The organism is Variovorax paradoxus (assembly GCF_030815855.1).
Classification (GTDB): domain Bacteria; phylum Pseudomonadota; class Gammaproteobacteria; order Burkholderiales; family Burkholderiaceae_C; genus Variovorax; species Variovorax paradoxus_M.
Genome location: NZ_JAUSXG010000001.1, coordinates 3,586,103 through 3,609,115 on the forward strand (window position 1 = coordinate 3,586,103; position 23,013 = coordinate 3,609,115).

At 66.8% G+C, this 23,013-nt stretch carries 22 protein-coding genes; 8 read left to right on the forward strand and 14 right to left on the reverse strand.

All coding sequences use genetic code 11. The features are described 5' to 3' along the window. Positions 1–10 precede the first annotated feature (10 nt). Positions 11–1,165: a helix-turn-helix domain-containing protein gene (locus QFZ42_RS17150; protein ID WP_307702108.1), complete on the forward strand. Its 1,155-nt coding sequence runs from the start codon at positions 11–13 to the stop codon at positions 1,163–1,165. Between the two features lie 10 nt (positions 1,166–1,175). On the opposite strand, the gene QFZ42_RS17155 is transcribed toward QFZ42_RS17150, so the two are convergent. The 12 genes from QFZ42_RS17155 to QFZ42_RS17210 form a co-directional block, all read right to left on the reverse strand. After that, positions 1,176–1,553, reverse strand: a complete 378-nt coding sequence (locus QFZ42_RS17155; protein ID WP_307702109.1) for a nuclear transport factor 2 family protein — start codon at positions 1,551–1,553, stop codon at positions 1,176–1,178. 121 nt (positions 1,554–1,674) lie between these two features. After that, entirely contained in the window at positions 1,675–2,532 is an 858-nt protein-coding gene (locus QFZ42_RS17160) for a substrate-binding domain-containing protein (RefSeq protein ID WP_307702110.1), read from the reverse strand. Next, positions 2,529–3,248, reverse strand: a complete 720-nt coding sequence (locus tag QFZ42_RS17165) for an ABC transporter ATP-binding protein (RefSeq protein ID WP_307702111.1) — start codon at positions 3,246–3,248, stop codon at positions 2,529–2,531. The genes QFZ42_RS17160 and QFZ42_RS17165 overlap by 4 nt, the downstream gene beginning before the upstream one ends. Further along, a complete protein-coding gene (locus tag QFZ42_RS17170; RefSeq protein WP_307702112.1) occupies positions 3,245–4,003 on the reverse strand; it encodes an ABC transporter permease in 759 nt (252 codons plus the stop codon). Before QFZ42_RS17170 ends, QFZ42_RS17165 begins: the two co-directional genes overlap by 4 nt. 94 nt (positions 4,004–4,097) lie before the next feature. Beyond that, on the reverse strand, positions 4,098–5,570 hold the full coding sequence (locus QFZ42_RS17175) for a M81 family metallopeptidase (protein WP_307702113.1): 1,473 nt from the start codon (positions 5,568–5,570) through the stop codon (positions 4,098–4,100). After that, complete coding sequence (locus QFZ42_RS17180) at positions 5,567–6,700, reverse strand: ABC transporter substrate-binding protein (protein WP_307702114.1); 1,134 nt, start codon at positions 6,698–6,700, stop codon at positions 5,567–5,569. The genes QFZ42_RS17175 and QFZ42_RS17180 overlap by 4 nt, the downstream gene beginning before the upstream one ends. Then, positions 6,697–7,950: a Zn-dependent hydrolase gene (locus QFZ42_RS17185; RefSeq protein ID WP_307702115.1), complete on the reverse strand. Its 1,254-nt coding sequence runs from the start codon at positions 7,948–7,950 to the stop codon at positions 6,697–6,699. Before QFZ42_RS17185 ends, QFZ42_RS17180 begins: the two co-directional genes overlap by 4 nt. A gap of 37 nt (positions 7,951–7,987) precedes the next feature. Then, a complete protein-coding gene (locus QFZ42_RS17190) occupies positions 7,988–8,698 on the reverse strand; it encodes an ABC transporter ATP-binding protein (RefSeq protein WP_307702116.1) in 711 nt (236 codons plus the stop codon). Positions 8,699–8,873: 175 nt separating this feature from the next. Then, positions 8,874–9,644, reverse strand: coding sequence for an ABC transporter ATP-binding protein (locus QFZ42_RS17195; RefSeq protein ID WP_307702117.1), 771 nt, complete (start codon positions 9,642–9,644; stop codon positions 8,874–8,876). Next, positions 9,641–10,609: a branched-chain amino acid ABC transporter permease gene (locus tag QFZ42_RS17200; RefSeq protein WP_307702118.1), complete on the reverse strand. Its 969-nt coding sequence runs from the start codon at positions 10,607–10,609 to the stop codon at positions 9,641–9,643. The genes QFZ42_RS17195 and QFZ42_RS17200 overlap by 4 nt, the downstream gene beginning before the upstream one ends. An 8-nt stretch (positions 10,610–10,617) precedes the next feature. Beyond that, on the reverse strand, positions 10,618–11,478 hold the full coding sequence (locus QFZ42_RS17205) for a branched-chain amino acid ABC transporter permease (RefSeq protein WP_307702119.1): 861 nt from the start codon (positions 11,476–11,478) through the stop codon (positions 10,618–10,620). Positions 11,479–11,504: 26 nt separating this feature from the next. Continuing rightward, positions 11,505–12,713 (reverse strand): ABC transporter substrate-binding protein, encoded by a 1,209-nt coding sequence (locus QFZ42_RS17210; RefSeq protein ID WP_307702120.1) that lies wholly within the window; start codon positions 12,711–12,713, stop codon positions 11,505–11,507. A 184-nt stretch (positions 12,714–12,897) separates the two neighbouring features. On the opposite strand from QFZ42_RS17210, the gene QFZ42_RS17215 reads away from it, so the two are divergent. Beyond that, complete coding sequence (locus tag QFZ42_RS17215) at positions 12,898–13,683, forward strand: FadR/GntR family transcriptional regulator (protein WP_307702121.1); 786 nt, start codon at positions 12,898–12,900, stop codon at positions 13,681–13,683. A gap of 81 nt (positions 13,684–13,764) precedes the next feature. Here QFZ42_RS17215 and QFZ42_RS17220 read toward each other — a convergent pair whose 3' ends face one another. After that, the gene (locus QFZ42_RS17220) at positions 13,765–14,712 is read right to left on the reverse strand and encodes a LysR family transcriptional regulator (RefSeq protein ID WP_307702122.1); all 948 of its coding nucleotides are present in this window, start codon (positions 14,710–14,712) and stop codon (positions 13,765–13,767) included. A 107-nt stretch (positions 14,713–14,819) separates the two neighbouring features. Between QFZ42_RS17220 and QFZ42_RS17225 the strand changes: the two genes are divergently transcribed. From QFZ42_RS17225 to QFZ42_RS17235, 3 genes are all read left to right on the forward strand, one after another. Beyond that, a complete protein-coding gene (locus QFZ42_RS17225) occupies positions 14,820–16,175 on the forward strand; it encodes an aspartate aminotransferase family protein (RefSeq protein WP_307702123.1) in 1,356 nt (451 codons plus the stop codon). Between the two features lie 82 nt (positions 16,176–16,257). Continuing rightward, positions 16,258–17,364, forward strand: coding sequence for a substrate-binding domain-containing protein (locus tag QFZ42_RS17230; RefSeq protein WP_307702124.1), 1,107 nt, complete (start codon positions 16,258–16,260; stop codon positions 17,362–17,364). A 34-nt stretch (positions 17,365–17,398) separates the two neighbouring features. Continuing rightward, positions 17,399–18,850 carry an MFS transporter gene (locus QFZ42_RS17235; RefSeq protein WP_307702125.1) on the forward strand — a complete coding sequence of 484 codons (1,452 nt, stop codon included), beginning with the start codon at positions 17,399–17,401 and terminating at the stop codon, positions 18,848–18,850. Between the two features lie 22 nt (positions 18,851–18,872). Here the strand turns inward: QFZ42_RS17235 and QFZ42_RS17240 are convergent, their stop codons facing one another. After that, complete coding sequence (locus QFZ42_RS17240) at positions 18,873–20,147, reverse strand: SUMF1/EgtB/PvdO family nonheme iron enzyme (RefSeq protein WP_307702126.1); 1,275 nt, start codon at positions 20,145–20,147, stop codon at positions 18,873–18,875. 137 nt (positions 20,148–20,284) lie between these two features. On the opposite strand from QFZ42_RS17240, the gene QFZ42_RS17245 reads away from it, so the two are divergent. From QFZ42_RS17245 to QFZ42_RS17255, 3 genes are all read left to right on the forward strand, one after another. Then, complete coding sequence (locus QFZ42_RS17245; RefSeq protein ID WP_307702127.1) at positions 20,285–20,824, forward strand: TRAP transporter small permease subunit; 540 nt, start codon at positions 20,285–20,287, stop codon at positions 20,822–20,824. 94 nt (positions 20,825–20,918) lie between these two features. Then, positions 20,919–22,457 carry a TRAP transporter large permease gene (locus tag QFZ42_RS17250; RefSeq protein WP_307702128.1) on the forward strand — a complete coding sequence of 513 codons (1,539 nt, stop codon included), beginning with the start codon at positions 20,919–20,921 and terminating at the stop codon, positions 22,455–22,457. Between the two features lie 5 nt (positions 22,458–22,462). Then, positions 22,463–22,933, forward strand: coding sequence for a hypothetical protein (locus QFZ42_RS17255; RefSeq protein WP_307702129.1), 471 nt, complete (start codon positions 22,463–22,465; stop codon positions 22,931–22,933). Positions 22,934–23,013 lie beyond the last annotated feature (80 nt).

The following is a 23,013-nucleotide window of genomic DNA, read 5'->3' on the forward strand; positions in this document are numbered from 1 at the left end:
AATCGATCCGATGTCCGCCCCCACCGATCCGTCCATTCCCGAGCGTTCCCTCGCCATTGCGCAAGCCCGCCGGGAACTGATCCACGGCGAGGCGGTCCGCGCGCGGGGCGCCACGCGCATCGAACCATGGCTCGCCCGCTCCTGGCAACGCTGCATCGATGCGGGACGGCAACCGCAGCAGCGCGTGAGCTTCGACCCGGTGGGCCAGTCGGCCATTCGAGAGGTGGCCGAGCGCAACCGGGCGCTGGTTGCGGCGGCCCGCCCGGTGATCGAGCGGGTGTCGCGCGCCATTGCCGACACGCGCTATTTCGCGGTGCTGACGGATGCACGCGGCGTCGTGGTCGACGTGGGCCCGCTCCCCGACGGCACCGACGACGCCAGCCGCTGTGTCCGCAGCATCGCGCGCGTGGGGGTCGACCTGTCGGAGCCCGCCATCGGCACCAGTGCCATCAGTACCGCGCTGGCCGAGCAGGAATCGGTGTGGCTGCACCGGGGCGAACATTTCTTCGAAGACACCAGCGTCTACAGCTGCGCGGGGGCGCCGCTCTTCGGCCCGCAGGGCGACTGCATCGGCATGCTCGACCTGACGGGCGTGCAGGTGGTGGAGCGGCCGGAACTTCGGCACCTGGCCGTGCTTTCGGCGCGCAGCATCGAGAACATTTTGGTGCTGAACCAGACCTGCGAGCTGCGGCTGCATCTCTCGTGGCCCGGCTGCCCGAGCAGCGAAGCCACCGAAGGCCTGCTGTGCGTCGACGCGAGTGGCAACGTCACCGGCGCCAATGCCGCGGCGCGGCAGATGCTGCATCAGCCCCTGGCGCGCAGCCAGCATGCCCTGCATTGCAACGACCTGTTCGCGCTGCCGCTGAACATGCTGTTCGACGCCGCCCGGCGCGGCGATGCCGTGCTCGAAGTGCCGCTCTGGTCGGGCCTGCGCGTGCAGGTGCAGCCCCGGCGCGGCGGCAAGCGCTCGCCGGGCGCCGCACCCGAAGCCCAGGCCGAGACCGGGACTCAGCCCCGGCTGCGCGACGTCGAAACCGCGTTGATCCGCAAGGCCGTGACCGACGCCCGTGGCAACGTGGCCGAAGCCGCACGCGCGCTAGGCATCAGCCGCGCCACGGTTTACAGAAAACTCTGGCGAGGCCGCTCTTCCGGCTCCGCCGACTGAAACCGGACCTTCAGGCGCCGACCGGAACCTTGTCGAGAAAGCCGGTCACCGACCGCAGCTTGCCAGCATCGAGCCGGGCGAAGTCGGTGCCCTGGATCAGGTCTTCGGCGCCGCTCGGGCCCAGCGTCCACGAAAAGCGCAGGTTGTCGCCATGTGCTTCGGGGCTGCCGGACAGGTTGAAACGGAAGCCCGGATAGCGCTGATGCACGGCGCCGACCAGCGCGCCGATCTGTTCGTGGCCGCTGGCCTGCGCCATCGGGTCGACATAGTGCGCATCGGCGGTCCAGCCGGCTTCGATCAACTCGGCGCGGCGTGCGGCGTCGGTTTCGTTCCAGACGGCGATGTAGCGCTGAGCAATGGCGGTGGCGTCGTGTGCGGCGGTGTTCATGATGACGATTCCTTTTCGAGGGTTTCGACCCGCAATATCGCGGGGTGAAGGAATGGTCGCGCCGGGTGCTTCCGGCGTCGATGACCTTGGAGGTCATGGCGCGCGGCCGCCGCCGCGCAGATCAGTTCGCCAGCGCGTTCGGAAAGAACAGCTGCTCGCCGCCGATCTTGTAGGCCGCAATGGTCTGCTGCCCCGCGGGCGAGATCACCCAATCGACGAACTTCTGCGCGCCCCTGCTGTTGAGCGAGGGAAACTTGGCCGGGCTCACGACCATCACGCCGTACTGGTTGAAGAGCCGCTTGTCGCCCTCGACCAGCACCGCCAGGTCGGCGCGGTTCTTGAAGCTGAGCCAGGTGCCGCGGTCCGCAAGCACATAGCCGCCCGACGAAGCCGCGATGTTCAGCGCCGGCCCCATGCCGCAGCCGCATTCCTTGTAGCCCGTGCCCTTGCGGTCGTTAGGCACCGGCTGCCCCGCCTCGGCCACGCCGGTTTGCGTCCAGAGGCGGCGCTCGGCCGCGTCGGTGCCGCTCTTGTCGCCGCGCGAGACGAAAGACGCGTTGGCGGCCGCGATCTTCTTCAGGGCGGCGGCGATGTCGCTGCCCTTGACTGCCACGGGGTCGGCCTTCGGCCCCACGAGCACAAAGTCGTTGTACATCACGGGGTAGCGCCTGGCGCTGAAGCCGTCGGCCACGAATTTTTCCTCGGCCGCGGTGTCGTGCACGAACAGCACGTCGGCATCGCCGCGCTTGGCCATGTCGATGGCTTGGCCAGTGCCCACCGCCACCACCTTGACGTCGATGTCGCTGGCCTTCTTGAACGCGGGCAGCAGGTGCGAGAACAGGCCCGACTGCTCGGTCGAGGTGGTCGAGGCCATGGTGATGGTCTCGGCGCGCGCAGCACCCGCGGCAACGAAGAAAACAGCCATCGCCAGCGATGCTCGAATACCCGCATTGCCGCGGCGCTTGAGGAACGGATTCATGCCAACTCTCCTTTGACGAACAGACGGGCCTCTTCCGGCAGGGGCCCATGAAAGAAATCGTGAACGGGCAAGTCGGCCAGCACGCGGCCGTGCTCGAGGTAGACCACGCGGCTGGCCAGCCGCTTGACCTGGCCGAGGTTGTGGCTCGCGAACACCAGCGTGCGGCCGATTGCCGCTTCGGCAATGAGTGTTTCGACCTCGCGCTTGGCAGTGGGGTCAAGGCTGGCGGTGGGCTCGTCGAGCAGCAGCACCGCCGGATGCAGCGCCCAGGCGCGCGCCAGCGCCACGCGCTGCTGCTGGCCGCCCGACAGCGCGCGCGCATTGCGGTCCCCCAAGTCTTCCAGCCCCACGCGGGCCAGCGCCGGAATGGCGGCGCGGCGCGCATCACGCCAGCGCGTGCCGCGCAGCCACAAAGCCATCGCCACGTTGACCACCACCGAGGCGCGCAGCATGTACGGACGCTGGAACAGCATGGCCTGGTGACGCCGAGGCGCGGCGCTGGTGAAGCTCCCGGCCGCATGCGGCACCAGGCCGTGCAGCAGCCGCAGCAGCGTGGTCTTGCCGCTGCCGTTGGCGCCGATGAGCGCCACGCGCTCGCCGGCCGCGATGGTGAGCGTGGCGCCCTGCAGCGCCGCCACGCGCCCCAGGCGAACGTCGACGCCGTACAGCGCGAAGACGGTGGCGTCCACGCTCGCGAGCTGCGCGTGTTCGTTCACGGGCGCGCCTCCGGCCGCCACCAGGCCGCCGTGCCGCCGCCTGCGCCGCCCCCGCCGTCGGCCCGCTCGCGCCAGCCCCGCACCGCGGCGATCGCGAGGTTGAGCACCAGCACCACGCCCAGCAGCACGATGCCCAGGGCCAGTGCCAGCGGCAGGTCGCCCTTGCTGGTTTCGAGTGCGATGGCGGTGGTCATCACGCGCGTGAAGCCGTCGATGTTGCCGCCCACCACCATCACCGCGCCCACTTCCGAGACCGCTCGGCCGAATGCGGCGATGAGCACCGTGAGCAGCGCGTAGCGCTCGTCCCACACCAGGAGCAGCGCGCGCGCCAGCGGCCCGGCGCCCAGGGAACTCAGCTGCTCGCCATGCGCACGTTCGGCATCCTCGATGGCTTGGCGCGTGAGCGCCGTCACCACCGGCAGCACCAGCACCGTTTGCGCCAGCACCATGGCCTTGAACGAAAACAGCCAGCCCAGGAAGCCGAGCGGACCCGAGCGCGACAGCAGCAGGTAGATCACCAGCCCGACCACCACCGAGGGCAGCGCCAGCAGGGTATTCAGCAGTGTGAGCAGCGCGGCGCGCCCGCGAAAGCGCGCTACGCCGAGCCATGCCCCCAGCAGCAGGCCCAGCCCGCACGCCAGCGCGCAGGCGCTGGCACTGACCGCCAGCGACCGCCCGACGATGGCCAGCAGCACCGGATCGCCGGACACGAGCAACTCCCAGGCCGAGACGGCGCTTTGAGCAAAGGTGTTCACGCGGTGGGCTTCATGGGTGGAAGCGCCGCAGTATCGGGGTGTACCTCCAATTACCTATGCAATTTTTTGCATAGGCGGGTAGATGCCCCATCAATCAGATGGCATCCAGCGGAAACACGGGCCTGCGCACCTTCGAGAACGGGAACAGGCTGTAGTCCGAACTGGTCACACCCGGGCTGTCGCACTCGACCAGGGCGGCCGAGATCGGCTCGAACACCGGGCGGCAGTACATGCGCGACTTGAGCAGCAAAAAGCGCTCCTTGCGCGGGTCGAGCCCCGCGCATTCGAAAACGCCGATGTCCCAGGGCTCCTGCGTGCGCTCGGTCACCACGATGCGCGCCGCGCCGATGTCGAACAACACCGTGCGGCCCATGCTGCTGCGCTGGCCTGTGTAGGTGGGGCCGGTGATCACGTATTCGCCGTTGCCGATGGTGCGCACCGTGCCGCTCAGCGTCACGGGCTTCTTGGAGAGCCCGATGCCTTCCAGCGACACCTTGTTGCCGAGCGCCAAAGTCACCGTCGCGCCCTCGCCCGCAGAGATCAGCTCGGCCACCGCCTCAGGGTCGCACAGCGGGCCCACGCCGATGCCATCGAGCCCCTGCGCCAGCGCTTCCTGCAGCACGTCCATGGTGTCGCAGCTGCCGCCCGACATGCAGTTGTCGCCATGGTCGAGCAGCAGCACTGGGCGCGTTGCACCGCCAGCGATGGCCTTCGCGCGCGCCACCGATTCAACCAGCGGCTCGCTACGATAGATGAACGCCTCGCGCTCGTCCCACATCTGCCTGGCAATGCGGTCGGCCGTGGCCTGCGCACGCTCGGGCGCTTCTGCATCGACCACCACCACGCTCATGCAGGGCGCCTCGATGTCCGACAGCGAGAAGCCGGCAAAGATCGACACCGCAAGCGATTCCGATTTTTCGGCTTCGCGCGCCGCCTCGATGGCCCGCTGCATGGCGCCGGTGAACGATGCGCTTCGCAGCGTGTGCGCCATCAGGGGCAGCGGGTGCCAGCGCATCGCGGGCTTGCCGCTGCCCGCGAGCAGGTCGAGCAGCAGCCGGCCGGCATGCTCGCCTGTCTCGTACATGTCGATGTGCGGATAGGTCTTGAAGCCGACGATCACGTCCGCGTTGCCGACCATCGCAGGCGTCACGTTGGCATGCAGGTCGAGCGCCACGCCAATGGGCACGCCGGGTGCCGCGGCGCGCAGCCGCACCAGCAGGTCGCCTTCGCCATCCGCGCTGTTCTGCGCCACCATGGCGCCGTGCAGGTCGAGCAGGATCGCATCGCAGCCCGGCGCCGCGTCGACGATGCACTGCGTGAGCGTGGTGTAGGCCTCTGCATCGACCGGCCCGCTCGGGTTGGCCGAGGCCGAGACCGGTGTGATCAGCGTCGCGCCCGCCCGCTCGGCCAGGTCGATGAAGGCCGACATCGCGGTGCACATGCCCTTGTTGTCACGATAGGCCTGCTCGCCATAGGTCGGGCCGTCGGGCCCGAAGGCCGCAAGCGGCGTGGGCACCGGCGAGAAGGTGTTGGTCTCGTGGTTGAGGCGCGCGATCAGTACTTTCATTGCGCAAACTTTCCGGCGCTTCCCAGCATCGTGATGTCGCCGAAGCTGGAGCCATTGCGGTTGTCGGGGCGGAAGGCGACCGTGAAGCCGCTCAGGTTCATGGGCGGCGAGTTCTCGATGCTGCGCTTCAGCGATTCGGTGGTGATGGGCCCCTTCACACGCTGCAGCGCTTCCGCGAAGGCCTTCGCCGTGATGTAGCCCTCCAGCCCCAGGTAGGAGCCTTCGCTGCTGCTGCCCGCGCCCTTGAGGGCGCGCTGGTATTCATCGACGATGGCAAAGCGCGTTTTCCAGAACGGCGGCATCACCTGCGACAGCACGATGCCGCGGCTCTTCTCGCCGAGTTCCTTGAACAGAAGGAACGAACTCGCCACCGAGTTCGTATAGATCTGCGGATGGATGGGCGCCGCCACCAGCGAGCGGATGATGTTGATCGCCGGCGTGCCGGCCGCGATCACGTACACCGCCTGCGCGCCGCTCGCGATGACCTGCTGTGCAATGGTGGGATGGTCTTTTTCCTTCGGGTCGAAGCGCAGCGACAGCAGCGCCGGGTGTCCGTTCTTTTCGAGTGCGGCCACCGCGTCCTTCTCGATGCCCTTGCCGTAGGCGTCATCGCTCGAGACGATCGCAATGCGCGTCACACCGATCGTCGTCAGGTGGTTCATCACGCGCGCAACCTCGTCGGCATACGACTCCCGCACGTGATAGATCGGCACCTTCGGGCCACGCAGCACCGCCGCGCCGGTGAGCCCGCCGAAGATGAAGCTGTCGTACTTGGCCGCCACGGGCACCATGGCCGCGCCGATGCCCGTGCCCATGGTGCCGAACAGGCAGACGACACGGTCGGTGCCAAGCAGCTTCTCCGCATTGGCCGCCGCCTTCTCCGCGACATAGGCATCGTCGTAGGTGATCATCTTGACGGGCCGGCCACCGACGCCACCGGCCTTGTTCAACTGGTCGAAGAACAGCGTCTGGCCTTCCATGAAGGCGAGGCTGTTCGGCGTGAACGGACCGGTGAGCACGGCGGACTGCCCCACCAGGATCGGCTCTCCGGCCGCCATGGCCGCAGTGGATGCCACGGCCATGCCCATCGCCAGGACGCGCAGGCCGATGCGCCGGAGCACCGCGCTCACGCTGCGACCCCCGCGCTCTGCACCATCGCCTGCAGCAGCACGTTGCAGCCGGCCTCCAGGTGCTCGGGCTCGGCGTCTTCAATCTCGTTGTGGCTGATGCCGTCGAGACAAGGCACGAAGATCATCGCCGTGGGGCAAACACGGGCGAGGTACACGGCGTCGTGGCCGGCACCGCTGATGACGTTCATCCAGGTGAGCCCCTGCGCCTGGGCCGCGTCTCGCACCGCGGACACGAGCCCGGGCGTGAATGGCTGCGGCGGGAAGTACACGACCTGCTCCACCGCGGCTTCGACCTTGCCTTGGGTGGCCAGGCGCTGCACCGCTTCTTTCAATTCGGCATCCATCGCCGACAGCACCATGTCGTCCGCCGCGCGCAGGTCGACGCTGAGCTTGACCCGGCCCGGGATCACGTTGCGCGAGTTCGGATAATTGTCGATCCAGCCCACCGTGCCGCGCGCGTGCGGCGCGTGCGCGAGCGCGATGCGGTTCACCTCGATCACCAATTGGGAAGCCACGAGCAGCGCGTCCTTGCGCAGCTCCATCGGCGTGGGGCCTGCATGTGCTTCCATGCCCTGCACCACCACGTCGTACCAGCGCTGGCCCAACGCGCCCTCGACCACGCCGATGACACGTTCGTTGGCCTCGAGCACTGGCCCCTGCTCAATGTGCGCTTCGAAATAAGCGCCCACCGGCGATGCTGCAGCCGAGGCCGGCGCAGTGCCCGCATAGCCGATCGAGGCGAGCGCTTCGGCCACGCTGACGCCTTCGGTGTCGCGCTGCGCGAGCGCATGGTCGAGCGTGAAGGCATCGACGAACACGCCCGATCCCATCATCACCGGCACGAAGCGCGAACCCTCTTCGTTGGTCCACACGGCGATCTCCACCGGCGCCTCGGTGACGATGTCGGCATCGTTCAGGCTGCGAATCACCTCCAGCCCGGCCAGCACACCATAGTTGCCGTCGAACTTGCCACCCGTGGGCTGCGTGTCGATGTGGCTGCCGGTGACCACAGGGGGCAGCGTGTTGTCGCGGCCCGCGCGGCGCGCGAAGATGTTGCCGATCTGGTCGACGCGCACCTCGCAGCCGGCTTCACGCGCCCAGCGGGTAAAAAGATCGCGGCCCTGCCGGTCGAGGTCGGTCAGTGCAATGCGGCAGACGCCGCCCTTCTCGGTCGCGCCGAGCGTCGCCAGTTCCATCAGCGAGCTCCAGAGGCGCCCGCCATCGATGCGGAGTTGGGTTTGTGAGTTCATGGCTTTGCAAAAAGAAGACGAAGGGATACGCGAAGCCTCAAGCAAGCCCCACGCCCAGGTAGCGGTCTTTCACGTCGTGGTCGGCCATGAAGGCGGCGTTGCCGGCTTCGTGCACGATCACGCCCTGCTCCAGGATGTAGTGGCGGTCGGCGAGTTGTACGCATACTTCCAGGTTCTGCTCGACCAGCAGGATGGCCACGCCGGCCGCCTTGATGAGCTTGAGCTGAGCAACGATTTCTTCCACGATGACCGGCGCGAGCCCTTCGACCGGCTCGTCGAGAATCAAAAGCCGCGGATGGTTCATCAGCGCGCGGCCGATGGCGAGCATCTGCTGCTCGCCGCCCGAGAGCTGGCCGCCGCCGTTGCGGCGCCGCTCCTTCAGGCGCGGAAAGATGCGGTAGATGTCGTCGAGCTGCCAGGGCGAGTCGCGCCGCTGGCCGAGCAGCAGGTTTTCTTCGACGGTCAGCAGCTTGAAGACTCCGCGGTGCTCGGGCACCAGGCACACGCCGCGCGTGGCAATGCGGTGCGGCGGCATCCCCGCGATGTCCGCCCCTTGAAAGCGCACGCGGCCGCTGGTAGGCGCGACCACGCCGGCAATGCTCTTGAGCGTGGTCGATTTGCCCGCGCCGTTGCGGCCAAGCAGTGTGACCAGTTCGGCCTCGCCCACATGCATCGACACGCCCTGCAGCACATGGCTCTTGCCGTAGTGCGCGTGCAGGCCGTCAACTTCGAGGATGCTCGCGCTCATCGGGGCGCCTCCGTTCTCTGGGAGCCGGCCATGGCCCGGCTGTTACCCCCTCTCCCCTCGGGGAGAGGGCTGGGGTGAGGGCCAGCGGCGATGGCAAAGGCCGTACATGTGCGAAGGCCGCGGCCCTCACCCCTGCCCTCTCCCCAGGGGGAGAGGGAGAAAGAAACGGTGCTCCTCATGCCTTGCCTCCGGTGATCATGTTGCCCAGGTAAGCCGTGCGCACACGCGCATCGGCCCGGATGTCGCCGGGCAAGCCTTCGGCCAGCACGCGGCCCAGTTGCATCACGGTCACGGTGTCGGAAATGTCCATCACGATATTCATGTTGTGCTCGATGAGCACCACGGTGTGCGCGTCGCGCAGGCCACGGATGAGCCGCTTCATGTCGTCGAGGTCGTCGATGCCCATGCCCGAGGTCGGCTCGTCCAGGAAGATGGCCTTGGGTTTCGCGGCGAGCGCCATGCCCACTTCGAGGCGGCGTTGCTGGCCGTGCGACAGCTCGCTCGCGGGTATGTCGGCCAGCCGCGTGAGGCCCACACGTTCCAGCACCTCCGCCACCGTCTCGGCGCAGGCACGTTCGCCCACCGGCGCGCGCCAGCAATTCATCGCCTGGCGCGGCGCGATGCCCTGCGCCGCCACGCGCAGGTTCTCGCGCACCGACAGGCTGGGGAACAGGCTCGTGACCTGGAACGAGCGCGCCATCCCGCGCTGCACGCGCTTGTGGTCGGGCTCGCGCGTCACGTCATGGCCGTCGAACACGATGCGACCGCCCGTGGTGGTGCCGGTGCCCGTGAACATGTGGAACAGCGTGGTCTTGCCCGCGCCGTTCGGGCCGATCACCGAGTGCACGGTGTTGCGCTTGATCTTCAGGTCGACGCCGCCGAGCGCGGCGAACTTGCCGTAGTGCTTGGTGACGCCGATGGCTTCGATGAGTACGGGTTCGCTCATGCCTTTTCTCCCTGGGCTGTGGTTGCTTGCGGTGCGTTCTTGGCTGCCGGCTCCTTGCGGAACACGCGCCGCCATGCGGCTTCGCCCAGCCCCCAGAGGCCACGCTGCATGCCGATGCTCACGCCGATCAGCAAAAGCCCCAGCAACAACAACCATCGCGGCCACAGCGTCGAGAGCCAGTCGGCCAACAGCACATAGAAGGCCGAGCCCAGCACCGAAGCAAACAGGTTGCCGGTGCCGCCGATCACCGTGATGACCAGGATCATCTCGCTCGTGTGGTACTCGGCGTTCGACAGCGGCGCAATGCCGGTCATCATCGCGTGCAGGCCGCCCGCAAGGCCGGTCACGGCGCCGGAGATCACGAAGGCCAGCAGCTTGAAGCGCTTGAGGTCGTAGCCCACGGCCGCTGCGCGGTCCTCGTTGTCGCGAATGGCCAGCAGCGTACGGCCGAACACCGAGTCGGTCACGCGCAGCAGCAGGCCGAAGGCGATGAGGAACATCAGGGCCACGAAGGCGTAGTACTTCCAGGGCGTGTCCATGAAGGCGGGACGCGGCACATCGAGCAGCCCGTTGTCGCCCCCGGTCAGACCCGACGCGGTGTACGCCACGAAATAGAACATCTGCGCGAAGGCCAGCGTGAGCATCACGAAGTAGGTGCCGCGCTGGCGAATGGCGACCCAGCCGACCACCGCCGCGCCCAACGCGCCCATGGCGATGGCCGCCAGCAGCGCGAGCGGCATCGGCAGCTGGAGCCGCGTCAGCAGGATCGCAATGGTGTAGCTGCCCAGCCCGAAGAAGATGCCCTGCCCGAACGACAGCAGCCCCGTGTAGCCCAGCAGCAGGTTGCAACCCAGCGCGGCGAGCGCGTAGATCAGCACCTCGCTCGCGAGCGAGCCCGAGCGCATGCACAGCGGCAGCGCCAGCGTGACGATCAGCGCCAGGAGGAAAGTGATTTTTCTTGGCATGGCGTGGGTCATCCTCTGCGGCCGAGCAGGCCATGCGGACGCAAGAGCAGCACTGCCGCCATCGCGATGTAGATCATCAGGCTCGCACCCGGTGGCCAGATGGTGCTCATGAGGCTTTGCACGATGCCGATCAGCAAGCCGCCGACCAGTGCGCCGCCGAAGCTGCCGAGCCCGCCGATCACCACCACCACGAAGGCCACGCCGAGCGCTTCCACGCCCATGAACGGTTCTGCGCCGCGGATCGGAGCGGCCAGCACACCGGCCAGCGCCGCAGTGGCCGCGCCGAGCGCGAACACCAGGCTGAACACGCGGAACACATTGATGCCAAGCAGCGACACCATCTCGGTCGATTCGCTGCCCGCGCGCACCGCGCTGCCGAGCCGCGTGCCTTCGAGCACCCACCACAGCAGCACCGCGAGCACGGCGGTGAAGCCGATCACGAACAGCCGGTACTTGGGATAGATGAAGCTGCCCCACATCACCACGCCCTGCAGCAGGTCGGGCGTCGGCACGCTGTTGCCCAGCGGTCCCCAGAACACGATGACGACCTCCTGCACCGCGAGCGCGAGGCCCACGGTCACGAGGATGTGGAACTCGTGCGCCTTGGCATAGACGCGGCGCAGCAGCAGCTTCTCGGCGAGCCAGCCCAGCCCGCCCACGAACAGCGGCACCAGCACCAGCGCGGCCCAGAAGTCGAGCCCCCACTGCATGGCCTGGAAGCACAGGTACGCGCCCAACAGATAGAAAGCCCCGTGCGCGAAATTCACGAAGCGCAGCAGGCCGAACACGATGGACAAGCCAACGGCCAGCAGGAAATACAGCATGCCGATGCCGATTCCGTTGATGGTCTGGAGCAGGTAGACGGTCATGGGCGCGTCGGTGTCCTTTTGCGGCCTCAGGCCAGCTTGCAGCCGGTCTTGTCGACGGGCAGGAAGGACTTGCCCGAGCTCACCACGTCCACATAGTCGGCCGCGTTCTTCATCTTCGACTTGGCCTTGCCCTTGAGCAGGTAGTAGTCCTTGATGACCTGGTGGTCGGCCTTGCGGATTTCTTCCGCGCCCGTGAGCCCTTCGTACTTCATCCCTTCGAGCGCCGCGATGACGGCTTTCTGGTCCACGGTGCCGGCTTTCACAATGCCGTCGATGAGGATCTTGGTGCAGACGTACGAGCCCGCGAGGCTGTAGTTGGGCGCGATCTTGAGTTTGTCGGACGTGAGCTTCACCAGGTCCTTGTTGAGCGCCGTGTCGGCCGTGTGCCAGTACTGCGCACCGAAGTAGACGCCGTCGCACAGATCGGCGCCGAGTTCGTCGAACTGCTCAAGGCCCGACGCCCAGGCAATGAGGATCGTCATGTTCTTGTGCATGCCGAAGCTCACCGCCTGGCGCAGCGCCGCCGACGACTGCGCGCCGAAGTTCAAGAGCAGCAGCACGTCGGGCTTGGCGGCCATCGCGTTGGTGAGATAGCCGCTGAACTCCTTTTCGTTGAGCGAGTGGTAGCTGTTGCCCACGTGCTCGATGCCCTTCTCCTGGAAGATGTTCTTGGCCGCACCGAGCAAGCCTTCGCCGAACACATATTGCGGCGTGATCGTGTACCAGCGCTTGGCCTTCGGCATCGAGGCGATCAGCGGGCGCACCGTCTGCTCGACGGCACCGAAAGTGGGCACCGACCAGCGGAAGGTGGCGGGGTTGCAGTCCTTGCCGGTGATCTCGTCGGCACCCGCGGTGGTGATGAAGATGCCGCCGGCCTTCTCGGCTTCCTTGCCCATGGCCAGCGCTTCCGACGACAGGATGCCGCCCGCGAAGAACTTGGCGCCCTGCTGCTGCGAGGCTTCCTGCACCTTGCGCACGGCGGTGGCCGGCTTGCCTTCGGTGTCGAGCACCGTGTAGGCGAGCGGGCGCTTGAGCACGCTGCCGTACTGATCGATGGCCAGCTTCATGCCGAGGTCGGCGAACTTGCCGTTGGCCGCGAAGGCGCCCGACATCGGCACCGGGCAGCCGAAACGGATCGCGTCGGCCGATTGCGCGAAGGCGGCGCGGGCAGTCAGGAGCGAGGCGGGAGCAGTGGCCGACAAGGCGGCGAACTGAAGAAGGTGTCTGCGTTGCATGGAATTCTCCGGACGTGGTTGGGAGGTAAGCGAAAGATGCAGCCTGAAGTCGGCAGCGAATTTAAGCGGATAAATAGGATTAATATGCTGGTAAAAACCCGCTAGCAATGGCCGTGCCAAAATCCCGGCCGGGCCCGATACCTGCTCCAGATGCCGCACTACTCTTGAAAATGACTCGCTACGCATGAAATCGACGCAGGACGCCATGACCTTTGGGCAGAACCGCCCCAAGCGGCAAAAGCTCTCGGACGTCATCGTCGAGGACGTCAAGCGCTGGATCGTGGCCGAGCGCAAGCAGCCCGGCGACCGGCTGCCGAACGAGAAGGAGCTGATCGAGCTCTTCGGCTATTCGAAGAGCACGGTGCGGGAAGCGTTGAAGGCGCTGGAGGTGCGCGGGTTGATCTCGATCCGCACCGGCCCCGGCGGCGGCGCGTATCTGCAGCAGGTGTCGGTGGACCATGCGTCGGAGCCGCTGCGCAACTTCCTGCACTTCCATCACCTGGACGGGCACCACATTTACCAGCTGCGCAAGGTGCTGGAACCCGAACTGGCCGTGAGCGTGGTCGGCAAGCTGACGCCCGAGCAGTTCGAGCGGCTCGAAGCGAACGTGCGCCTGTGCACCATCGAGCCCACCAACGAGGACGAGCTGCGCACGCAACGCGAGGCCGAACTCGCGTTTCACACCATGTTGGCCGAGGCCTGCCCCAATCCGGTGCTCTCGTTCATGTGCCGCTTCCTCAACGACCTGCTGCGCGACCTCGTGGTCTACAAGAAGGCGCTGGACCATCACCACTTCGGCGAGGCCAACGTCGACTATCACACGCAGCTGTTGTCAGCCTACCGCCGAGAGGATGCGAACGAGGTGCGTCGGCTGATGACCGAGCACATGGTCGATGCCGAGGCGCACATGCATGAGATGGAGGCGCACATCGGCGCCAAGCATCTGCTGCTGCCCAGCGGACAGCGTTGACAGGCCAGTTGAAAGCAGGCGGTTTTTCTTGCTCCCTCTCCCCTTGGGGAGAGGGAGCAAGACAGAGGCCGCGCACGGGCTTTACTTGTGCGCCTTCTCCAGACACTCCTGAAACGCCAACACCGCCCGTGAAGGCTTGGGCGAGCGCCGCAGCAAGCTCACGAACCGGCACGCATAGTTGAACCGCGCCGGCAGCACCGCCTTCATGAGCCCGCGCTCCTCGAAGGTCTGGGCGTAGTGGTCCGGCAGAAAACCCAGGAACCGTCCCGAAAGAATCAACGTCGCAATCGCCTCCTGGTCGAAGCCCGTCGCCTTGCGAGAGAGCTTCGCTCGGTGGCTCAACTCCATATTTGGCGAGTGGTAGCCCAGTCCCGCGAAGTGATGCTCGCGCAGCTTGGCCCATGTGAGCTTTGCGTTGTTGCTGCCGAAAAGCGGATGTCCCTTGCCGCAATACAGCAGCATCGTCTCGTCGAACAGGTCGGCGTACACCAGGCTTTTCGAGGTGCGGTGCGCCGGGATGATGCCGATCTGGAAGTTGCCCTCGAGCACGCCCTGCTCTATCGCGTTGATCGACCCCACATGCACCGCCAGGTTCACCTCGGGCGCGATCTCGGTGAAGCGCGCGATGGCTTCGCCGATGCGCGCCTTCGGGTTGGTGGCCGTCTTGTCGAACAGCGCCACCTCCAGCTGGCCGCCCATGCGGTTGTGGATGTCGTCGATGCCGCCGCGAAAGGCATCGACCGACGCCAGCAGCCGCAGTGTCTCGTCGTACACGCGCTGGCCCTCGGCCGTGAGCGCGAAGCCCGCGCGGCCGCGCCGGCAGAGCACCAGGCCGAGCCGCGTTTCCAGGTCTTTCACGTGCCGGCTCACGGTGGAGGTGCCGATGTTCAGCTCCAGCTCCGCCGCGGCCATGCCACCGCAGTCGACCACGCTCTTGAACACCTTGAGCAGGCGCAGGTCCATGTCGCTGAGTTGCCCCAGGACGGCGCGATTCCGGGCACCGTTTCGGGCTTTCTCTTTTACTTGCATAAAGTGTCAAGTGAACATTGATATTGCGCCATTCTCCACACTGAAGGCTCTGCCAACAATCGGCACACCTCATCACCCTTTGGAGCCCGCCCTGCGCGGGAAGCGCCATGACCCTTGCAACACCCGCCATCGAACCGACGCCCGCCCTGCGCACCGACGCCGCCTGGCTCGACGCGCACTGGATGCCCTACACCGGCAACCGCAACTTCAAGGCCGATCCGCGCATGATCGTGGAGGCCAAGGGCGCCTACTTCACCGATGGCGACGGCCGCAAGATCTTCGACGGCCTCTCGGGTCTGTGGTGCTCGGGCCTCGGCCATGGCCGCCCTGAAATCACCGAGGCGGTGAGCCGCCAGATCGCCAAGCTCGACTACTCGCCGGCCTTCCAGTTCGGCCACCCGCTCTCGTTCGAGCTGGCCAACAAGATCAAGGAACTCACGCCCGCGGGCCTGGACTACGTGTTCTTCACCGGCTCGGGCTCCGAAGCCGCCGACACCTCGCTCAAGATGGCGCGTGCCTACTGGCGCACCAAGGGCCTGGCGAGCAAGACGCGCCTGATCGGCCGCGAGAAGGGCTACCACGGCGTCAACTTCGGCGGCATTTCGGTGGGCGGCATCGCGGCCAACCGCAAGCTCTTCGGCCAGGGCGTCGAAGCCGACCACCTGCCGCACACGCAACTCGCATCGAACGCCTTCACGCGCGGCATGGCCGAGAACGGCGCGGAGTTGGCCGACCGCCTGCTCGACCTGATCACGCTGCACGACGCATCGAACATCGCGGCCGTGATCGTGGAGCCTTTCGCGGGCTCGGCCGGCGTGGTGATTCCGCCCAAGGGCTACCTGAAGCGCCTGCGCGACATCTGCACCGCGAACAACATCCTGTTGATCTTCGACGAGGTCATTACCGGTTTCGGCCGTTGCGGCGCGCTCACCGGCGCGGAAGCCTTCGGCGTGACGCCCGACATCATGAACATCGCCAAGCAGGTGACCAACGGCGCGCAGCCGATGGGCGCAGTGGTCGCCAGCAAGGAGGTCTACGACACCTTCATGGCGGCCGGCGGTCCGGACTACATGCTCGAGTTTCCGCACGGCTACACCTACGGCGCGCACCCGGTGGCCTGCGCCGCAGGCATCGCCGCGCTCGACGTGCTGCAGAAGGACGACATGATCGGCCGCGTGCAAGCGCTGGCGCCGCACTTCGAGAATGCGGTGCACAGCCTGAAGGGCAGCAAGCACGTGACCGATATCCGCAACTACGGCCTGGCCGCAGGCCTCACGATCGCCGCATTGCCGGGCGAGCCGGCACGCCGTCCCTATGAGATCGCGATGAACTGCTGGAAGAAGGGCTTCTACGTGCGCTACGGCGGCGACACGATCCAGCTCGCGCCGCCTTTCGTCTCGGAGAAAGCCGAGATCGATCGCCTCGTCAACGCATTGGGCGACGCATTGGCCGAAACGGCGTGAGGCGGCGCTGCGCGCAGGCATGAGGCGGAAGGCGGGCGGCTCTGCATAATGAGCCGGCCCCCTCCATCCACCGCCCGCCTTCGTGCAACAGATCGACCTTTCCTACGCGATCCGACCCCGCCGCAGCGGTCCGCGGCAGATCCGCAATCCGCTGATGCAGATGCTGCAGGCGGTGCGCGAGCACGGCTCGATCTCGGCCGCCGCGCGCGCGCTCGGCCTGTCCTACCGCCATGTGTGGGGAGAACTCAAGCACTGGGAACAGACGCTCGGCCATCCCCTGGTGCAGGGCGAGCAGGGCCAGCGCGCGCAGCTCTCCGATTTCGGTGACAAGCTGCTGTGGGCCGAGCGCCAGGCCCAGGCCAGGCTCGCGCCGCAGATCGAGGCGCTGCACGCCGAACTCGAGCGTGCCTTCGCCCTCGCCTTTGATGACCGCACGCATGTGCTGAGCCTGCAGGCGAGCCACGATGACGCGCTCGCGCTGCTGCGCACCCACGCGGCGGGCACGGCGCAGCTGCACCTCGACATTCACTTCACGGGCAGCGTCGACGCCATACGCGCGCTCAACCAAGGCCGCTGCGTGATGGCGGGCTTTCATACGCTGGAGCATCCGCCGCGCGGTTCGCTGGCCCAACGCACGTACCAGCCGCTGCTCAAGCCGGGGCAGCACAAGCTCATCGGCTTCGCCCGGCGCGCGCAGGGCCTGCTCGTGTCGCCGGGCAATCCGCTGCGCCTGCGCTCGCTGGCCGACGTGGTTCGGCTGCGCGCGCGCTACGTCAACCGGGCCATCGGCACCGGCACGCGCGTGCTGCTGGACGAACTGCTCGCGCAGGCCGGGCTCGATGCCGCCGCGCTCGCGGGCTACGAACGCTGCGAAACCTCGCATGCCGCGGTGGCGCACGCGGTGGCGTCCGGCCAAGCCGATGCCGGACTCGGGCTCGAGTCCGCTGCCCACGCCGAAGGCCTCGGCTTCGTGCCGCTGGTGCACGAACGCTATCACCTGGCCTGCCTCAAGTCGGCGCTCGAACAGCCCGCCATGCAGGCGCTGGTGGCGGTGCTGCGCAGTACCAGCTGGCAGCATTTGCTGGGCACGCTGCCCGGCTACGAAACCGCAGGCAGCGGCGAGGTGCAGTCGCTGCGCGCACTGCTGCCCTGGTGGACCTTCCAGCGCGAGAAGAATCCCGCGCATTGAAGCGCTGCCGGGCGCTTGGGTTAAGGTTGCGCCCATGACGGCTGCGGTGCATAGCGATATTCCCGCCCGGCTCGACCGCCTCCCCTGGTCGCGCTGGCATTGGCGCGTGGTAATCGCGCTCGGCGTGGCGTGGGTACTCGACGGCCTCGAGGTGACGCTGGTCGGCTCCATCGGGGCCGTGCTCGAGCGGCCCGACACGCTGGGGCTCAGCGCCGGCGAAATCGGCTGGTCGGGCTCCATCTATATCGCGGGCGCAGTGATCGGCGCTCTGCTCTTCGGCCGCCTGACCGACCGGCTCGGGCGCAAGAAACTGTTTCTGGTCACGCTGGTGGTCTACACGCTGGGCACGCTGGCCACCGCGTTCTCGCCCAACTTTGCCTTCTTTGCAGTCTGCCGCTTCATCACGGGCCTGGGCATCGGCGGCGAATACGCGGCCATCAACTCGGCCATCGACGAGCTCATTCCGGCGCGTGTGCGCGGCCGCGTCAACCTGGCCATCAACGGCAGCTTCTGGATCGGCGCGGCGCTGGGCGCCGGGCTCAGCCTGGTGCTGCTCGATGCGCGTGTGATCGGCCCGGTGTGGGGCTGGCGCGCAGGCTTCGCGCTGGGCGCGGTGCTGGCAGTGGCCATTCTGCTGGTGCGGCGCGACGTGCCTGAAAGCCCGCGCTGGCTGATGGCGCACGGCCGCGCCGACGAGGCACTGCGCATCGTCGAGACCATTGAAGCCGAGGTGCGCGCACAGCACGGGCCGCTGGCGGTGGCGGAAGGCCGCGTGGCCTACGCCGGCGGGCGCCACCGCAGCCCGTCGATGCGCGAGGTGGCCCACGTGCTGCTGCGCCGCTACCGCGAGCGCAGCGTGGTCGCCGTGGCGCTGATGGTCTCGCAGGCCTTTTTCTACAACGCGATCTTCTTCACGTACGCGCTGGTGCTCACGCGTTTCTACGGCGTGGCCGAAGACAACGTGGCGCTCTATATCTTTCCGTTCGCACTCGGCAACGTACTTGGTCCACTGCTGCTGGGCCCGCTGTTCGACAGCGTGGGCCGGCGCAAGATGATCGCGCTGACCTACGTGCTCGCCGGTATCGGCCTTGCGCTCACCGGCTGGGCCTTCATGATGGGCTGGCTCGATGCGCGCAGCCAGGCGCTGTGCTGGTCGGCGGTGTTCTTCCTGGCCTCGGCCGCGGCAAGCTCGGCTTACCTCACGGTCAGCGAAGTCTTCCCGCTGGAGATGCGGGCCATGGCGATCGCGATCTTCTACGCCATCGGCATGGGCGCGGGCGGCTTCGTGGCGCCGGTGCTCTTCGGCATGCTCATCGAGACCGGCAGCCGGGGCGCCGTGATGGTGGGCTACGCCATCGGCGCCACGCTGGTCATCGTCGCGGGCCTGCTGGCCCTGCGCTATGCAGCCGATGCGGAGTGCAAGCCGCTGGAGGAAATTGCGCCGCCGCTGTCGTCGGACATGGGCAGCACCGGCATCGGCGATTAGCGCAAAACTTGGAGCGGGCGAGTCACAGACTGCAGGTTCTGAAGCCAAAAAAGCCGTCATCGCGGCCGGGCAGCGCAAAGCCCCTGCGGCGTGGCGAGCGCAGCCGCGCGCGGGTCGCGAACGAGGCGCCCCGCAGCACGCGCGCCCGGCCGAATGCCGGCGTCGGGTCGAACTCGCTGCCCCCGCTCCAAGGATCGGCCCGGAAACCGGGCCATGGCTGCAGCGTGCCCGCGGTCCATTCATGCACGTCGGCCCAGCGAAAGCCTCGCCTTGCCGCCGTGTGCGCTGCAATCTCCCATTCGACTTCGGTCGCGATGCGCCGTCCGGCCCAGCGCGCCCAGGCGTCGGCCTCCCACCAGCTCAGGTGCACCGCGCTGTGGTGCCCGGCCGCGCGCACGGTCGCACCGAAACGTTGCTGCAGCACCGAGCCGCCGGTGCCGTGGCGCGCAGCACCGATCTGCTCGACATGGCGCGGCCCGCGGCGTCCGTCGATCTGCGCATCCAGCCAGCGCCAGCCTTGCGGATGCCAGAGCTCCTCGCGGTCGTAGCCGCCTTCGTCGACAAACTCGATGTACTGGTTCCAGGTCACGGGCTGGGCATCGATTTCGAATTCGGGCACGTCGACCCGTTGCAGCCCCTGGTCCTGCGCGAATGCAAACCCGCAACCCTCCGGTTGGCCAAGCTCCCACTGTGTAGCGGGCAGCAGCAGGGGCTCGCGCGTGACGGCCATAGGCATCTGCTCGATGCCCAGGGCCAGTCCCAGCGTCTGCGCCATCACGATGAACTGCTCGCCGCGCAGGTCTTCATGCAAGAGCGCGAGGCGGTAGAAGTACAGGCCCGGGTCGGTCTCGGCCGCATGCTCGAGCAGCTCGAGGGTACTTTCCAGCGTTTCGAGCAGGTAGGCCTTGGTCTGCCCGAGGTCCGGCAGGCCGGGCGACCAGAGTTGCTCCCGCGTGGCCTGTGCCGGGTTCCACCAGTTGTCGGCGTGGGGGTCGATGGCCGCGAGCCGGGTCGGCCGCACCGGGCAATCGGCGCCGAAGGCACGCTGGGTGTTGCGTCCGATCCACCATTCGGCAAACCAGCCGATGTGCCCGGCCAGCCAGACCGGCGGCACCACGCCTTCGTCTTCGGTGCGCGCCACCGAGAGCGCCGAGGAACCCAGCGCCTCTTCGTAAAGCGACAGCAGGTGCAGCGTGTGGTTGCGCGCGTCGATAAGGGCCAGCGACAGCAGTTCGCGGCCCGCGCGCTGCATGTCGGGTGAATCGATCGAATGCGGCAGGGAGAGCGGCGCAGCCATTGCCTCATTATGGTGCTCAGGGAAACCCCCCGATAGGCATCGACGGCCGCCCGGCATGGCGGGCGTTAACATCGCAGGCTTTGTGCGGAGTGCCCTCAGGGCCGCACATTTTCGTCATCTGGTCGGGAGACTCCCCCTTGTCCGCACTTCTCAAGTTTTCGTTCTGGATGGACTGGATCAGCAGCCAGCTCGGCAAGGTCGCCGCGTTCACGGTGCTCTCCGCGGCGCTGATTTCCGCTGGCAACGCCTTCGTTCGCTTCGGCCTCAATACCAGCTCCAATGCCTGGCTCGAAATCCAGTGGTACCTGTTCGCCGCCACGGTCATGCTCGGCGCGCCGGTGGTGCTCAAGCTCAACGAGCACGTGCGCGTGGACATCATCTACGGCAAGCTTAAGGGCCATGGGCCGGTCTACGTGGACCTTTTCGGCCTGCTCTGTTTCCTGCTGCCGGTGATGGGCATCATCGCCTGGCTCAGCTGGCCGCTCTTCTACAGCATGCTGCTGTCGGGCGAAATGTCGAACAATTCGGGCGGACTGATCCGCTGGCCCGCCATGATGCTGCTGCCGCTGGGCTTTGCCTTGATGTTCCTGCAGGGCGTGTCGGAGGTGATCAAGCGCATCGCCTACCTGAAGGGCCTGATCCAGATGGACACGCACTACGAAAAGCCGGTGCAGTGAACTGGCACCACCCCCGAAGAACGGGCATCGCTTCGGTTGCCTGGCGAATGACCGGTAGCGCAGCGAACAAATAGAACTACAGGACAGCACAGATATGCAGATGGAAAACTTTGCGCCGATCATGTTCGGCGGGCTGGTGCTGATCATGCTGATCGGCTTCCCGGTGGCGTTCTCGCTGGCGGCGCTGGGCATGGCCTCCGGTTTCTTCGCGATCCAGATGGGCTGGTTCCCGGCGGTGTTCATGGAGAACCTGCCGATCAACATCTTCGGCATTCTGTCGAACGACCTGTTGCTGGCGATCCCGTTCTTCACCTTCATGGGCGCCATTCTCGAAAAGTGCGGGCTCGCCGAAGACATGCTCGACTCGATGGGCCAGCTGTTCGGCACCGTCAAGGGCGGCCTGGGCTACTCGGTGATCATCGTGGGCTTCATTCTCGGCGCCATCACCGGTACGGTGGCGGGCCAGGTGATTGCCATGGCGCTGATCTCGCTGCCGGTGATGATCCGCTACGGCTACAACATGCGCTATGCCACCGGCGTGCTGGCGGCGTCGGGCACCATCACGCAATTGGTGCCGCCTTCGCTGGTGCTGATCGTCATGGCCGACCAGCTGGGCCGATCGGTCGGCGACATGTACCGCGGCGCCTGGGGCCCGTCGATCCTCCAGGTGCTGATCTTCGCGGGCTACACCTTCATGCTCGGCGTGATCAAGCCGCACCACATTCCGGGTATTCCCAAGAGTGCCCGCACGCTGAGCGGCGCCAAGCTGTGGGCCAAGTGCCTGCGCGGCATCATTCCGTCGGCCATCCTGATCTTCGCGGTGCTGGGTTCGATGGGCGGCCTGCCGGGCATCGACACCGCCATTGCCACGCCCACCGAAGCGGGCGCGATGGGCGTGGTCGGCGCGCTGATCCTCGCGGCCATCCATAAGCGGCTGACGCTGGCGCTGATCTGGGAAGCCATGGTGGGCACCATGCGGCTCACCGCCATGGTGGTGTTCATCCTGATCGGTGCACGCGTGTTCTCGCTGGTGTTCCAGGGCGTGGACGGCGCGCGGTGGGTCGAGCACCTGCTGACGGGCCTGCCGGGTGGACAGATCGGCTTCCTGATCGTCGTCAACCTGTTCATCTTCTTCCTGGCCTTCTTCCTCGACTTCTTCGAGATCGCCTTCATCATCCTGCCGATGCTGGGCCCGGTGGCGGCCAAGCTCGGCATCGACCTGGTGTGGTTCGGCGTGCTGCTGTGCGTGAACATGCAGACCAGCTTCATGCACCCGCCGTTCGGCTTTGCGCTGTTCTATCTGCGAGGCATCGCGGACACGCTGTTCAAGGAAAAGCGGATTGCCAAGCCGGTGTTGTCGAACGACATCTACATGGGTGCGATTCCCTGGGTGCTGATGCAGCTGATCCTGGTCGCCATCGTGATCTTCGTGCCGCAGACGGTGACGATGTTCCTGCCCAAGGAAGAGGCGATCGACACCGACAAGGTGCAGATCGAAGTACCGGCCGACGACATGAATCCGAATTCCGGCACGGACAACAGCGGTGGCGGTGAAAATCCCTTCGGCGATCCGCCCAAGGAAGAGGCTCCGGCCGCTCCCGGCGGTACCGCCGCCGAACCCGAGAAGAAGTAGGCGCCTTGGGTCCGGCACCATTTCGTTTCGAACCGTCGCGGGGCGATGCGGTCGAGGGACAGGCGTTTTCGCTGCCCTTCAAACTGCTGGCCACCGTGATCGTGGGCGGTTGCGCCTTCTGGCTGGCACAGCTCTGGTCGGTGGGTGCCCTGGGCTCCGCCAGGACCGGCGGCCTCGGCTGGTTTCTCGCCGGCATCGCACTCATGGCCTGGACCTGGTTCCACATCATGACCAGCCGCACCCGCATCGACCGCCAAGGCCTGCACCAGCGCTGGATCTGGGACAAGCACATGGCGCTCGACGACCTCGCCTTCGGCAAGCTGATCCGCGTTCGCGGGCTCGACTGGCTGATTGCGCCGCGGCTCTATGTGCGCACGCTGGTCGGCAAGTTCGCGGTGTTCTATGCAGCCACGCCGGAGCTCATCGCCGAATTCGAGCGGCTGGTGGCCGAGCTCAAGCAGGCACGCAAGCTCTGACCACCGCTCCGCACAAACGCGCTGATCGGGCATCGAGCGCCCATAAAAAAACCGCGCAGTGCGCGGTTTTTTTATGTGTT

Bases quoted from the DNA above. Each gene is read 5' to 3' on its own strand.
- QFZ42_RS17215 (WP_307702121.1), top strand. From the start codon at position 12,898: ATGAAATCGACGCAGGACGCCATGACCTTTGGGCAGAACCGCCCCAAG.
- QFZ42_RS17150 (WP_307702108.1), top strand. From the start codon at position 11: ATGTCCGCCCCCACCGATCCGTCCATTCCCGAGCGTTCCCTCGCCATT.
- QFZ42_RS17220 (WP_307702122.1), bottom strand. From the start codon at position 14,712: ATGCAAGTAAAAGAGAAAGCCCGAAACGGTGCCCGGAATCGCGCCGTC.
- QFZ42_RS17200 (WP_307702118.1), bottom strand. From the start codon at position 10,609: ATGCCAAGAAAAATCACTTTCCTCCTGGCGCTGATCGTCACGCTGGCG.
- QFZ42_RS17240 (WP_307702126.1), bottom strand. From the start codon at position 20,147: ATGGCTGCGCCGCTCTCCCTGCCGCATTCGATCGATTCACCCGACATG.
- QFZ42_RS17210 (WP_307702120.1), bottom strand. From the start codon at position 12,713: ATGCAACGCAGACACCTTCTTCAGTTCGCCGCCTTGTCGGCCACTGCT.
- QFZ42_RS17195 (WP_307702117.1), bottom strand. From the start codon at position 9,644: ATGAGCGAACCCGTACTCATCGAAGCCATCGGCGTCACCAAGCACTAC.
- QFZ42_RS17225 (WP_307702123.1), top strand. From the start codon at position 14,820: ATGACCCTTGCAACACCCGCCATCGAACCGACGCCCGCCCTGCGCACC.
- QFZ42_RS17175 (WP_307702113.1), bottom strand. From the start codon at position 5,570: ATGAAAGTACTGATCGCGCGCCTCAACCACGAGACCAACACCTTCTCG.
- QFZ42_RS17160 (WP_307702110.1), bottom strand. From the start codon at position 2,532: ATGAATCCGTTCCTCAAGCGCCGCGGCAATGCGGGTATTCGAGCATCG.
- QFZ42_RS17205 (WP_307702119.1), bottom strand. From the start codon at position 11,478: ATGACCGTCTACCTGCTCCAGACCATCAACGGAATCGGCATCGGCATG.
- QFZ42_RS17185 (WP_307702115.1), bottom strand. From the start codon at position 7,950: ATGAACTCACAAACCCAACTCCGCATCGATGGCGGGCGCCTCTGGAGC.
- QFZ42_RS17190 (WP_307702116.1), bottom strand. From the start codon at position 8,698: ATGAGCGCGAGCATCCTCGAAGTTGACGGCCTGCACGCGCACTACGGC.
- QFZ42_RS17235 (WP_307702125.1), top strand. From the start codon at position 17,399: ATGACGGCTGCGGTGCATAGCGATATTCCCGCCCGGCTCGACCGCCTC.
- QFZ42_RS17155 (WP_307702109.1), bottom strand. From the start codon at position 1,553: ATGAACACCGCCGCACACGACGCCACCGCCATTGCTCAGCGCTACATC.
- QFZ42_RS17250 (WP_307702128.1), top strand. From the start codon at position 20,919: ATGCAGATGGAAAACTTTGCGCCGATCATGTTCGGCGGGCTGGTGCTG.